The 12349-nt window shown below is 62.7% G+C and carries 12 protein-coding genes, 1 tRNA gene and 4 pseudogenes; 6 read left to right on the forward strand and 11 right to left on the reverse strand.

Annotated elements, in window-relative coordinates; translation table 11 throughout:
- Window positions 1-76: 76 nt before the first annotated feature.
- Window positions 77-643 (reverse strand): RNA polymerase sigma factor, encoded by a 567-nt coding sequence (locus tag KIT10_10915; protein MCW5899772.1) that lies wholly within the window; start codon window positions 641-643, stop codon window positions 77-79.
- Window positions 644-885: 242 nt separating this feature from the next.
- On the opposite strand from KIT10_10915, the gene KIT10_10920 reads away from it, so the two are divergent.
- Entirely contained in the window at window positions 886-1248 is a 363-nt protein-coding gene (locus KIT10_10920) for a single-stranded DNA-binding protein (GenBank protein ID MCW5899773.1), read from the forward strand.
- A gap of 87 nt (window positions 1249-1335) precedes the next feature.
- On the forward strand, window positions 1336-3594 hold the full coding sequence (locus KIT10_10925; GenBank protein MCW5899774.1) for a DUF748 domain-containing protein: 2259 nt from the start codon (window positions 1336-1338) through the stop codon (window positions 3592-3594).
- On the opposite strand, the gene KIT10_10930 is transcribed toward KIT10_10925, so the two are convergent.
- From KIT10_10930 to KIT10_10950, 5 genes and pseudogenes are all read right to left on the reverse strand, one after another.
- Window positions 3591-4154 carry a T9SS type A sorting domain-containing protein gene (locus KIT10_10930; protein MCW5899775.1) on the reverse strand — a complete coding sequence of 188 codons (564 nt, stop codon included), beginning with the start codon at window positions 4152-4154 and terminating at the stop codon, window positions 3591-3593. The two genes, KIT10_10925 and KIT10_10930, sit on opposite strands and share 4 nt — an antisense overlap.
- A gap of 33 nt (window positions 4155-4187) precedes the next feature.
- A pseudogene (locus KIT10_10935) lies at window positions 4188-4460 on the reverse strand (PKD domain-containing protein).
- A pseudogene (locus tag KIT10_10940) lies at window positions 4461-5018 on the reverse strand (PKD domain-containing protein).
- Window positions 5019-5405: pseudogene (locus KIT10_10945) on the reverse strand (PKD domain-containing protein). It lies immediately after the preceding pseudogene.
- Window positions 5406-5579: 174 nt separating this feature from the next.
- A pseudogene (locus KIT10_10950) lies at window positions 5580-5909 on the reverse strand (PKD domain-containing protein).
- 64 nt (window positions 5910-5973) lie between these two features.
- Here KIT10_10950 and KIT10_10955 point away from each other — a divergent pair.
- A tRNA-Asn gene (locus tag KIT10_10955) sits at window positions 5974-6047 on the forward strand.
- A 66-nt stretch (window positions 6048-6113) separates the two neighbouring features.
- Entirely contained in the window at window positions 6114-7043 is a 930-nt protein-coding gene (locus KIT10_10960) for a bifunctional hydroxymethylpyrimidine kinase/phosphomethylpyrimidine kinase (GenBank protein ID MCW5899776.1), read from the forward strand.
- Here the strand turns inward: KIT10_10960 and KIT10_10965 are convergent, their stop codons facing one another.
- A complete protein-coding gene (locus KIT10_10965) occupies window positions 7044-7634 on the reverse strand; it encodes a superoxide dismutase (protein MCW5899777.1) in 591 nt (196 codons plus the stop codon).
- Window positions 7635-7899: 265 nt separating this feature from the next.
- Window positions 7900-8406, reverse strand: a complete 507-nt coding sequence (locus KIT10_10970; GenBank protein ID MCW5899778.1) for an acetyl-CoA carboxylase biotin carboxyl carrier protein subunit — start codon at window positions 8404-8406, stop codon at window positions 7900-7902.
- A gap of 103 nt (window positions 8407-8509) precedes the next feature.
- Here KIT10_10970 and KIT10_10975 point away from each other — a divergent pair, with 103 nt between their 5' ends.
- Complete coding sequence (locus KIT10_10975; protein ID MCW5899779.1) at window positions 8510-9793, forward strand: hypothetical protein; 1284 nt, start codon at window positions 8510-8512, stop codon at window positions 9791-9793.
- A gap of 7 nt (window positions 9794-9800) precedes the next feature.
- Here KIT10_10975 and rnhA read toward each other — a convergent pair whose 3' ends face one another.
- From rnhA to purN, 3 genes are all read right to left on the reverse strand, one after another.
- The gene (gene rnhA, locus KIT10_10980; GenBank protein MCW5899780.1) at window positions 9801-10274 is read right to left on the reverse strand and encodes a ribonuclease HI; all 474 of its coding nucleotides are present in this window, start codon (window positions 10272-10274) and stop codon (window positions 9801-9803) included.
- Between the two features lie 78 nt (window positions 10275-10352).
- A complete protein-coding gene (locus KIT10_10985; protein MCW5899781.1) occupies window positions 10353-10964 on the reverse strand; it encodes a MarC family protein in 612 nt (203 codons plus the stop codon).
- Between the two features lie 72 nt (window positions 10965-11036).
- A complete protein-coding gene (gene purN / locus KIT10_10990; GenBank protein MCW5899782.1) occupies window positions 11037-11609 on the reverse strand; it encodes a phosphoribosylglycinamide formyltransferase in 573 nt (190 codons plus the stop codon).
- A gap of 25 nt (window positions 11610-11634) precedes the next feature.
- Between purN and KIT10_10995 the strand changes: the two genes are divergently transcribed.
- A complete protein-coding gene (locus KIT10_10995; protein MCW5899783.1) occupies window positions 11635-12306 on the forward strand; it encodes a nitroreductase family protein in 672 nt (223 codons plus the stop codon).
- Window positions 12307-12349 lie beyond the last annotated feature (43 nt).

Here is a 12349-nt window from a genome sequence, read left to right on the forward strand (position 1 = left end):
CGCGGCGTTCACCCCGGCCCATACTGTAGGCGGCGGCGTGGCTTCGGCCCTTTCCAGCCTTTGCCGGAAGAGTTCGTCAATGGGATGTCTTTCCTGCGCTGACATGGATCCTTTGTGATTCTTCGATGCGTTGTTGTAGCATGCGCCGGGCCTTGGCCAGCTGGCTGCGTGAGGTGCTTTCGCCGCAACCCAACATGGCCGCGATCTCCCCGTGGTCGTAACCCTCGATGGCGTGCAGGTTGAACACCAACCTGTAGCCATCGGGCAGCGCCGCCACCATCTCCAGCAGTTCGGCCTCGCCCAAGGACTCCACGGCCAGGCCGCTCACGGGCATTTCCGGCACATGCTCCAATCCGAAACGCTCCTGCTGGAACGCTTTGCGGCGGTAATGGTTGATGGCCGTGTTGACCATGATGCGGCGTATCCAGCCCTCCAGTGAACCCTCCATCCGGAACTCGCCCAACTTCTCGAACACCCGGATGAAGCCTTCTTGAAGCAGGTCCTGGGCCTCCAATTCGTGGCGGGCATAGCGCAGGCAAAGCGCGTACATGCGCCGCGCATGCCGCCTGTACAGCAGTTCCTGGCTGCGGGGGTCGTCCCGCAGGCAGCCCCGCACCAGCAGTTCATCGGTGGGTTCCCTCACCCGGAAAGGCCTTTTCCCACCACAAGACGAGGCGGCCGCGGCAGACGCTGCCCAAGACCTCCATGTGGCGGGCACAACCAAGATACCACCACCAGTCCCCGACCCATACAGCAAACACTTATGAACGATCACAAATGCCGATCGGCCGGATCTCGGAGATCAGCCCCTGGACTTTTGCCCTCGTCATCGGCTTCAGCACCGGTGGCGGAGAACGAAAAGTCGAACCATAAACATTTACGACGATGAGCAAGCTGAACAACACCGTGCGACTGATGGGCAACCTGGGCTTCGATCCCGAAGTGCGCGAGATCGCCAAGGGGCGCAAGGTGGCCCGCATTTCCGTGGCCACCCACGAGAGCTATCGCAATGGCAACGGCGATCTGGTGACCGATACGCAATGGCACACCGTGGTGGCCTGGGGCCAGACGGCGGAGCAGGTGGAACGTGTGCTGCGCAAGGGTTCGGCCGTCTCGTTGGAAGGGCGGCTGGTGCACCGCAGCTACGAGGCCAAGGACGGCACCAAGCGCTACGTGACCGAGGTGGTCATGAGTGGATTCCAACTGCTGCCCGGAAGCAAGCGCGCCGAAAGCGCCGCTGCGGCCTGAACTTCAGGTGACCAATTGCCGAAGCGGCCCCGGGAAACCGGGGCCGCTTCCGTTCTGGTTCCCGGTATCTTCACGCGCCCACTGTCCATGCGCTGGAAACGCATCGCACTTGTCGCCCTGGTCCTTTTGGTCATCGCCCTGGCGGTGGCCACTTGGTTCTTCCCGTTTCTCTTGAAGCGCTACATCGAGCGCAACAGTGAAGCATGGATCGACCGGAAGGTGACCATCGGCAGCATCGTGCTCAACCCATTCTCGGGCGTTTACGCAGTGCATGGTTTCACCTCCTACGAGCCGCGCAGCGAGCAGGTCTTCGTGTCCTTCAGCAAGCTGGGCGTGAAGGGCGATGTGGTCCACGGCCTGCGCACTGGTGAATGGCGCTTCCGGGAAGCGGAACTGCGCGATCCCTACTTCCACGTCGTGCAACAAGGCGATCGCTTCAACTTCAGCGACCTGCTGGAACTTGGTGGCCCGGCGGCGGAAAAGGAGGAGCCGGCCAGCAGCTCCGAAGTCAAGTTCTTCGTGGAAGGCATCGAGATCAGCGGCGGACGCATCGACTATGTGAGCGACCTGCTGCGCGAACCCGTGCGCGTGTTGGACCTCAGCGTCGGATGTACGCGCATCACCAGCGCCAATGCCCGCATGGAGTTCCGCGTCGGTCTGGGTCTGGAGGATGGCACCCGCCTCGACGGCGGCTTCATGATCGACACCGACGTCGAGCGTTACGCCGTGGAGGCCCACCTGCGTCAGTTCGATCTGGCGCGATCACTGCCCTATCTGCAGGACTTCTTTGAAGCCGGCTCCCTTGGCGGCCTGCTGGATGTGGACCTGAACGTGGAGCAGAGCTACACCGACAGCAGTGACCTGGCCCTGAGCGCCAGGATGGACATGCGTGGCCTTGCGTTGCGCGACCGCGATGGGGAGCACCTCCTTGATCTGCGGCAGCTTCGCGCGGAGCTGGACACCTTGGTGGGTTCCAGGATGGAAGTGGGCGTGGTGGACATCGTGGGGCTGGACGCGCGGTTCGCCCTGTTGGCCGATGGCACCGACAACTGGACACGCCTGCTGAAGCTCGTGCCCGACAGCACCGCTGGCGAGGCGGGTGCCATGGTGCTGGACGCCAGCGCCAGCAACTACTACCTGCTCCTGGCCGAATACGTCAGCTACCTGGGCAGCGCGGTCTCCGCCAGTGCGTACAGCGCGGACAGTCTCGTCTTACGCGAGGGTCGTCTGCGCTTCGAGGACCTCACTTTGCCACGGCCATTCCGCTATGACATCACGGACATCGATCTGCGCGCGCAGCGCTTCAGCGACCGAAGTGAGGCTGCGCCCATCTCCGCGCGCGCTGTGCTGGACCAGGCCGGGACGTTGCGCGCCAGTGCGCTCTTCGACCCGAAAGACCCCCGCAATGTGGAGTTGGTGGTGGACGTGGACAGCCTGATGCTGCCCAAGTTGGACCCCTACGTGCGCTGGTATGCCGCGCACCCCATGGCCGATGGGATACTCGCATTCGCCAGCCGTACCACCATTCGCGATGGGATGATCGATTCGCGCAACAACCTCCGGGTGGACCGTCTGCGTTTTGGCAAGAAGATCGACGAGCACGACCCCGGCATCATCGTGCTGCCCCTGCGCCTGGCGGCCGGCCTGTTGAAGGATGTGCGTGGCGTGGTGGAGTTGGACGTTCCGGTGAAGGGCGATCTGCGCGACCCGCAGTTCAGGGTGTGGCCCATCGTATGGCTGGTGCTGAAGAACCTGGTGGTAAAGGCAGCCGCAGCACCGGTGAAGCTTCTCGCACGTGCTTTCGAGGGTGCGGATGAAAAGGACCTGGAGCAGGTGCGATTCGTGGCGTTGCAGGTGTCTCCACAAAGTGCTCAGCGCCGCGCCCTGCACCAGTTGGCCAAGGCCCTGGAGGCCAAACCCGGACTGTCCGTCGATCTGGTCCCGGTGGCGGACAGCCTGGCCGAGGCTGGTGAGCTGGCCGTGTTCAAGGCCAAGGCGCGCCACCTCTTTCCCGGGGTCGAGGCACTGTCGGCCGCCGACACTGTTGCGGTGCGCTCTCTGGCCACGCTGGACAGTGCATTCGTGCGCTGGATGGACGCACAACTTCCAGGTACCGGCGAATTGCCCATGACCGAACGTGGAATTCGTCTGTTGGGCAAGGATGTGGTGACACGAGAGTGGCAGGAACTCGAGCGCGCACGCAGAGCACAGGTGATGGCCGCGCTGCTAGAAGCGGGCGCCGATGCCCAACGGGTGCGTTTCAGGCAGGGCTCCTCATCGGAGGTGGCCGCTTTCCGTGGCGCGCCCGGCTACCGCTTCATCTACGATGTGGCCGATCCGCCTTAACGGACCACCATCAGACGGGACGAGAAGGCCGAAGACCCATCGCCGACACGCAGCAGATAGGCACCCGGGGCAAGGCTTCCGACCGGCATGCGATAGGGCCATTGGGTCACCGTGGTCGCATGTACCAGGCGCCCATCGCTGGCGAGCAATTCCAACACCGTGGACCCCGTGATCGGACCACCCTCCACGACCACCATGTCCGTGGCGGGGTTTGGGTACACGGACATGACAGGCGCATCCGGCGACCCCGGCAGGCCCGCCACGAAGCCCCATTCGCCGATGGCCCCGCAGACCGAGGCCCAACAAGTGTCGCTGCCACTCCAGTACCACGCGCTTACGCACACCTCCAGGCCCAGGTCGGACAGCAGGGACACTTCGATGCTCGGCCCGGTGAGCACAAGTCCGTTGGAGAAGGTCCAGATGAAACCGTCCGCCGGTGGTTGCGCAGTGGCGATCAGCATGAAGCCGGCATTGGTCGGCGCGGAGGTCACCTCGATGGTGAAGTTCGGGTCGCAATCGGTGTTCGTTCCACCCACGGAAATGGTCGTGCAGATGGTCATCGTGCAGACGATCTCGGTGTTCGCCACGATCCAGGTGGCCGTGAGACAAACGGTGTAGTTGCCCGGGGTGTCGTACACATGCGTCACCTCCGCTCCATTGCCCGTATGTCCGTCTCCGAAGTTCCAATGGTAGTTCTGTGCGCCGGGAGACCCGCCCGCCCAGAAGGTCACGCCCCCTGCGGCCGAGGTGGGCTGGTTGTTGATGACCAAGGTGTATCCGGCGCAGGGATCGCCGCTCGGCCAGGAGACCGGCTGGCATGAAGTGGCCACACAGATCGGGATGTTGGCATTGGGCGCATAGACCATCACCGTGAGGCACACCTCGTAGTTGCCTGCGGTGGTGTACACATGGGTGGGGTTCTGCAGGTTGCTGGTGCTGCCATCGCCGAAGTTCCACAGGTAGGTGTAGACCGCTCCGGGCAAGGAGGGTTGGTAGAAGAAGTGGAACACCCCGGCGTCGGAGACCTCATGGAAGAAATTCGCGTTGAGCCCGGCGCAGGCGCTGTCATTGCCCACGACCACCACGGCGCAATGCTGGTCCGTGCAGGTGATGGACGTTCCGTTGTCGTTGGAGTAGACGGAGGTGACCAGCAGACATACCTCGTAGGTGCCCGGACCGGGGAACAGGTGGAAGGGCTGCGCTTCGTTGGAGGTGGAGCCATCGCCGAAGTTCCAGTGCCAGAAGGTGTTCATACCCGTCCCGGAGGTGGTGTTGGCGAAGAGGATCCCGCCCTCGACCCCGCTCCAGGTGAACCCAGCCTGAAGCTGAGCGCAGATATCGCCGCCGCCACCGCCACCCCAGCTCACCGGTTGGCAGGAGGTGATGGTGCAGACCGGCACGTTGGTGTTCGGCGCATAGACCATCACCGTGAGGCACACCTCGTAGTTGCCTGCGGTGGTGTACACATGGGTGGGGTTCTGCAGGTTGCTGGTGCTGCCATCGCCGAAGTTCCACAGGTAGGTGTAGACCGCTCCGGGCAAGGAGGGTTGGTAGAAGAAGTGGAACACCCCGGCGTCGGAGACCTCATGGAAAAAATTCGCGTTGAGCCCGGCGCAGGCGCTGTCATTGCCCACGACCACCACGGCGCAATGCTGGTCCGTGCAGGTGATGGACGTTCCGTTGTCGTTGGAGTAGACGGAGGTGACCAGCAGACATACCTCGTAGGTGCCCGGACCGGGGAACAGGTGGAAGGGCTGCGCTTCGTTGGAGGTGGAGCCATCGCCGAAGTTCCAGTGCCAGAAGGTGTTCATACCCGTCCCGGAGGTGGTGTTGGCGAAGAGGATCCCGCCCTCGACCCCGCTCCAGGTGAACCCAGCCTGAAGCTGAGCGCAGATATCGCCGCCACCACCGCCACCCCAGCTCACCGGTTGGCAGGCCACCGATAGGCAGATGTCCTGGTTGGAGTTCGGGTTGGGGGCGTAGTACGCCGTAAGGCAAACCTCATAAACACCTGCCGCGGCGTATGTGTGGAAGGGGTTCTGCTGGGTGGAGGAATGGCCGTCGCCAAAGTCCCATTCCCAGGCGAAGGGCTGGTTGCCAATGGTGGCGTCCGTGAACTGGATGCCATTCGCCGTGGAAGCGTAGGTGAAATCCGCCTGCATGGCGTTGCACAGCGGCTGTGCCAGGATGCGGGTGGCGATCGACAGGACGAGGAGTAGGGTGGTGGTCCTCATGGTCTTGGTGTGGTGCGGGAATGACGATCGGCAAAGGCCAGCCGGCGCCCGTGATCGAAGATAGTTCGCGCCTGGCCGCATGGGGCCGCCTTGCTTATCGCATGCGGCTTTCTACTTTTGCCGTCCCTTCGCAAGGGGGGAGCCTTCCCTGGTAGCTCAGCTGGTTAGAGCACCTGACTGTTAATCAGGGGGTCGCTGGTTCAAGTCCAGCCCGGGGAGCAGAATGAAGAAAGCCGCGACCAAGCGGCTTTCTTTGTTTGGTCGAACACCCTCCAGCACACCCCCATGCAACTCGTAACCGTTGGCACCGTCGCTTTCGACCGCATCGAAACCCCCTTCGGCACGGCCGAAAAGACCGTGGGCGGCGCCGCCACCTACATCAGCCTGGCCGCTTCCGTGTTCCTGGACAAGATGGGCCTGGTGAGTGTGGTGGGGGATGATTTTCCGGAAGGCACCATGGCCGAGTTGCGCAAGCGTGGCGTGGACCTGCAAGGACTGGAGATCCTCAAGGGCAAGGAGAGTTTCTTCTGGGCCGGGCGCTACCACTACGACATGAACACCCGCGACACACTGGAGACCCGCCTCAACGTGTTGCTTGAGTTGGACCCCAGGCTGCCCGAAGCGTACCGAAGCGCGCCCTACGTGATGCTCGGCAACCTGGACCCCAACGTGCAGGCCAAGGTGCTGGACCAGATGAACGAACGCCCGGCGCTGGTGGTGATGGACACCATGAATTTCTGGATGGACAGCGCCATGCCCAAGCTGCGCGAAACGATCGCTCGTGTGGACATCCTCACCATCAACGATGCGGAAGCGCGGCAACTCAGCGGCCAGCACAGCCTGGTGAAGGCCGCCGGGAAGATCCTGGCCATGGGACCCAAGTACCTGGTGATCAAGAAGGGCGAACACGGCGCGCTGCTTTTCAGCAAGGACCGTGTGTTCTTCGCCCCCGCACTTCCTTTGGAGGATGTGGTGGACCCCACCGGCGCTGGTGACACTTTCGCAGGGGGCTTCATTGGCTTCCTGGCGCGCACCCAGGACCACAGCTTCGACAACATGAAGCGCGCCATTATCGTGGGCAGCGCCCTGGCCAGCTTCTGCTGCGAGAAGTTCGGCATCGAGCGCATGCTGGAGATCACCCGCGAGGACATCGACCGCCGCATCCAGGAGTTCGTGGAGCTGGTGGACTTCGATATAGAGCTGGTGGAGGGCTGATCACCCCATCCGCTTCGCCACTTCCTCCCAGTTCACCACGTTCCACCAGGCCGCCACATACTCGTTGCGCTTGTTCTGGTACTTCAAGTAGTAGGCGTGCTCCCACACGTCCAGGCCCAGCAGGGGCTTGCCTCGCAGGTCGCTGACGTCCATCACGGGGTTGTCCTGGTTGGGCGTGCTGCCGATCTCCAGTTTGCCGTCCTTTTCCACCAGCCACGCCCAGCCGCTGCCGAAGCGCTTCATGGCGGCATCGGTGAAGACCTCTTGGAGCTTCTGGAACGAGCCGAAGGAGGCGTTGATCGCGTCGAGCACCTTCCCCTCAGGAGCACCGCCCTTGCCCGGTCCCATCACCCGCCAGAAAAAGGTGTGGTTCCAGGCGCCGCCGCCATTGTTGCGGGCCTTGGTGCTGAAGGCGGAGATGCGGGCGAGAAAGTCCTCCTCGTTGGCGGCGGTGATGCCCTCTTCGGCCACGGCCTCCATCACATTCTTCACGTATGCCGCGTGGTGCTTGCCATAGTGGATCTCCATGGTGCGGGCATCGATGTGCGGCTCCAAGGCATCATAGGCGTAGGGCAGTGGCTGCTGCGCCATCACCAGGGGCGGATGCGTGGGTGCCCCCTCGCCGAGGTCATCCGGGCTTTCCTTCGGTGCGCCATCCGGCGTGCCGCATCCCCCCGCTTGCAGGATGACTGGTCCGGCCACCAGGGTGCCCAAGGTGGCTTTCAGCGAGCGGGAAAGGAATTGCTTGCGGTCCATGGCCCCGAAGGTAATCCGCACGGGGCGGGGAAGTTGAGGTCCGGACATGTGGTCGTGAACCTCCGACCACTCAAGTTGTCAACCCCCAACAGACATCGTCTCAACCAAAACTCACCAACAACTGTCCCTTCTCCACGGCCTTGCCTTTCTCTGCCGCGATCGCGCTCACGGTCGCTTCACCAGGCGCACGTATCACGTTCTCCATCTTCATCGCTTCCAGCACCAGCAGCGGGGTATCCTTCTGCACGGTGTCGCCGGGCCTTACCAGCACATCCAGCACCAGGCCCGGCATGGGCGCTTTGATCTCGCGCACTTTCACGGCGGCCTTCTCCAAGCCGAGGGTCTTCATCAGCCGGCTCTGTTCGTCCTCCAACTTCACCGTGTAGGTGCGCCCGCCGATGCGCATGCGCACAAGGCCCTGCTCCTTGTCTTCCTTCACCACTTGCACCCGGTGGCTGCGGCCATCCAGCAGCACACTGAATTCGGCCGGACCGGTGCGCACAAGGTCCGCCGCGCCGCCCTTGAGTGTCCATGGGGCATGGGGCGTGGCGCGCTCCAGCACGATCTCCTCCCGGTCGTTGACCTTGGCGTAGAGTTGTTTGGCCATGGCCGGCGAAGTTATTCGAACATGCCGCCTTCGCCCTGCGCCTCGTAGCCCTCGTCCCCATTATTGGGGGCTGATGGGCCACTTGAGCAGCTAAATTTGAGCTATGCGCGGGTTGTACACTTCGCTCGGGTTAGCGTTCGGTGTTTCCGCGGCGGCCCAATGGGTTCCGGTGCCAGTATTTCTTCCACCTTGGTTCACATTCGGCAACTATAACAATGGCCCCGTAGTGTTCACCTCGCCGGGGATCGGCTTCACGGCGCAGAGCACATACGTTTCGCCAAGCATCGGGTACATCTACAGGATCCTTGGCACTGCGGACGAATGGGGTACCCACCCGACCCTGAGCGATGGCGGTGGCGGGCCGGGTAGTCAGGGCATAACCGGTATGTGGCGCTCCAATGACCACGGTTGTTTCTTCAGACGGCTCAGTGGTGGGTCCTTCGAGCTGCGATCCTTCACATGGGTTGATGGGATCTATGAGCAGAAGGGCTATCCTTCATTCGGGTATCCGGGTGATACACTACGTGTTAGTCCCGTGAATGGGACCCGGGCCTATATCCACCTCCACAAGATGGATGGGTCCTTCAGGATGCGTTGGGTGTGGCCTGTGGGATACAGGGAGGTGTACGGGCTTCCCGACACCGTGAACAGGGTGGTGGCGGTCGAGTTCCATGACGAACAGACCGGCGCCGTGGTCTTGGTGTCCGAGGAGGGTGTTGGGGAAGTATGGGTGACAACTGACGCAGGAGAACAATGGTCGCGATCACATTCGGATGAGCAGCCCTGGTACAGGGCCATGGTCTGGTTGAGCGACCAAGTGGCGTGGATAGCAGGTGATGGCGGACGAATCATCATCACCCAAGACGCTGGACAAACCTGGATCGAGCAGGCGTCACCAGCCTCCAACGATTGGTTGTGCGTGAGCGGCTATTCGCCGGAGCATCTCTGGATAGGTGGTCGGCAGGGAATGGTCTTCGCGACCAGGGACGGAGGGGAGAGTTGGTCGGACCTATCCTTGGATGCGGAGGAGGTCATTGAACTGATGACCTACCATAAGTTGGCCTATGCGAGGGCGCGCGTATGGCATTCGAGTGGTCAGTTGACGACTCGCTTTTTCAAAAGAGTGGTCTCCAGCGGTGGGGATTCCGCAGGGAGTGAGCCGTGGTGGAGTATTGCTCCGAATGGCATTTTCCTGGAACTCGTGGAAGAAGACGAGGTGGTCCAGGACTTGAGCATGTACGATGCCGCTGGACGGCAGGTCCGTGTGGTCCGTTACGGGCGATCGGTCCCCTTGGAGCATTTGCCCGCAGGGGTTTATATCGCCCACCTGCGATCCAATTTGCGGAACAGTGCGGCCAAGATCCCTTGGCAGGGCAGGAACTGGTAGCGGCGTGTTATTCGAACATGCCGCCCTCACCCTGCGCCTCGTAGCCCTCATCCACCTCCAGGTCCTGTTGTTGGCTGGCGGCCACGGCCAGTCGGTCGCAGAGTTCGTTCAGCGGGTGGCCGTTGTGCCCGCGGATCCATTGGAAACGCACCTGGTGTTGTCTGTAGACCTTCAGGAAGCGCTTCCACAGGTCGGGGTTCTTCTTCTTGGCGAAGCCCTTCTTCTCCCAATCGAACACCCAGCCCTTGTCCACGGCATCCACCACGTATTTGCTGTCGCTCACCACGGTCGCCTGCATGCCGGGCCGCTTCAATGCTTCCAGCGCCACGATCACCGCCAGCAGTTCCATGCGGTTGTTGGTGGTGCGCCGGAATCCGCCCCACAATTCCTTGCGGTGCCTGCCGCTCTCCAGCACTGCGCCATAACCCCCCGGACCCGGGTTGCCGCTGGCGGCGCCGTCGGTGTGGATGGTCACATGCATGGGGGTGAAATGTATGCAGGGTGCGAGGGTGCAAGAGTGCGAAAGCCGACCCCTCTCGCACCCTTCAACCCGCGCCGATCATCCGGGGGGGAACAGGTACGTGATGTTCCCCGCGAACAGCTTCACCGCGATGGCCAGCAGGATGATGCCGAAAGCCTTGCGCAGCACAATGAGGCCCACACGCCCCAGCAGCCGTTCGATCTGGTTGGTGAGCAGCAGCACCAGGACGACGACCACCATGTTCAGCAGGATGGCGACCAGGATGTTCATCCGCTCGACCTCCGCGCGCAAGGAGAGGATGGTGGTGATGGTACCGGCTCCGGCGATCACCGGGAAGGCCAGCGGTACGATGCTGTAGATCTTGTTGTCGTCCTCGCCGCTCTTCAAACCCGGCGCCGAGGTGTCCTCGCGGAACAGCCGCACGCCCAGGATCATTTCCAGTGCCAGGAAAAAAAGCACGAAGGAGCCCGCCACGGCGAAGGAATTCACATCCAGGCCGAGGAACTTCAGGATGGTCTCGCCCACGAAGAGGAAGGAGACCATGATGGCCAGGCTCACCAGCGTGGCCCGCGCCGGATAGATCTTGCCCGCCCTGCGGCGCACATCAAGTATGATGGGGATGCCTCCCACGATGTCGATCACCGCGAAGAGCACCAGGAATGCTTTGCCGATCTCGGCCAGGTCGAACATGGCGTTGGCGTGGTTGAGGGTTGAATGTTGCTGGTGGCTGGAGCCTGCTTGACGGCGGGCGGGGTTGTGCCATCACCAAGAGGTATTTCGGATGACATGTTCCACGACCTGCGCATAGTGCTCGTGCTCCAGTGCATGGATGCGCTCGGCAAGCCGCTCAGGCGTGTCTTCGGGCAGCACGGTGCATTTCGCCTGGAAGAGGTGCTCGCCTTCGTCGTAGCGCTCGTTCACGAAATGGATGGTGATGCCGCTCTCCCGCTCTCCGGCGTCGATCACCGCGCGGTGCACGTGCGCGCCGTACATGCCCTTGCCGCCAAACTTCGGCAGCAGTGCCGGGTGGATGTTGACGATCCGCTTGGGGTAGGCCTTCACCATTTCCGCGGGGATGAGTCGCATAAAGCCGGCCAGCACCACCAGGCCGATGCCCAGACCCTGGAACTCATGCTGCACGGTGCCGTCCTTCAGCTGTGCGCCATTGAAAAGGAAGACCGGCACACCGTGGTCCCAGGCGCGTTGCAGCACGCCCGCGCCCGGTTGGTCGCAGCCCACCAGCGCCACCTCGGCCGCCGGGTGGTCGGCGAAGTGCTCCATCAGGCGCTGGGCATTGGTGCCCGAGCCGCTGGCGAGGATGGCGATGCGCACCATGGCACGAAGGTGCGATCTTCCGGGCATGGACACCGAGCCCCCCTTTATTCCGCTGGAGTTCGACCGCCTTTCGGCAGGTGAAATGCTAGCTCGCGCGCGGCATTTCCATGCTTTGATGGCCCGCCGCCGTACCGTGCGCCATTTCAGCGAGGACCCCGTTCCATCGGAAGTGATGGAAGCGGTGGTCGCCACGGCCGCCACGGCGCCCAGCGGCGCGCACAAACAGCCTTGGACCTTCTGTCTGGTGGGCGATCCGGGGTTGAAGCGCCGCATTCGGAAAGCCGCCGAAGAGGAGGAGCGGATCAACTATGGTGGGCGCATGAGCGCCGAGTGGCTGGCGGACCTCAAGCCCTTCGCCACCCATTGGGAGAAACCCTTTCTGGAGATCGCCCCCTGGCTGGTGGTGGTGTTCCGACGCACCTACGAGCTGGACCCCGATGGCCACAAGCACCAGAACTACTACGTGAACGAGAGCGTGGGCATCGCCACGGGTATGCTGTTGGCGGCGGCCCACCAGGCCGGGCTGGCCACACTCACCCACACGCCCAGCCCCATGGACTTCCTGGCCAGGGTGCTGGGGCGCCCAGCCAATGAGCGTGCTTACCTCCTGATCCCCATGGGTTTCCCCGCGCCTGACTGCCAAGTGCCGGACCTTGATCGGAAGCCCTTGGAGCAGGTGCTCGTGCGGCACTTTTGAGCCAGCTTGCCCGATGGGAAAATGTCTTTCCTTTGCAGCCTGT

This window comes from Flavobacteriales bacterium (assembly GCA_026129465.1).
In the GTDB taxonomy this organism is placed as follows: domain Bacteria; phylum Bacteroidota; class Bacteroidia; order Flavobacteriales_F; family PHOS-HE28; genus PHOS-HE28.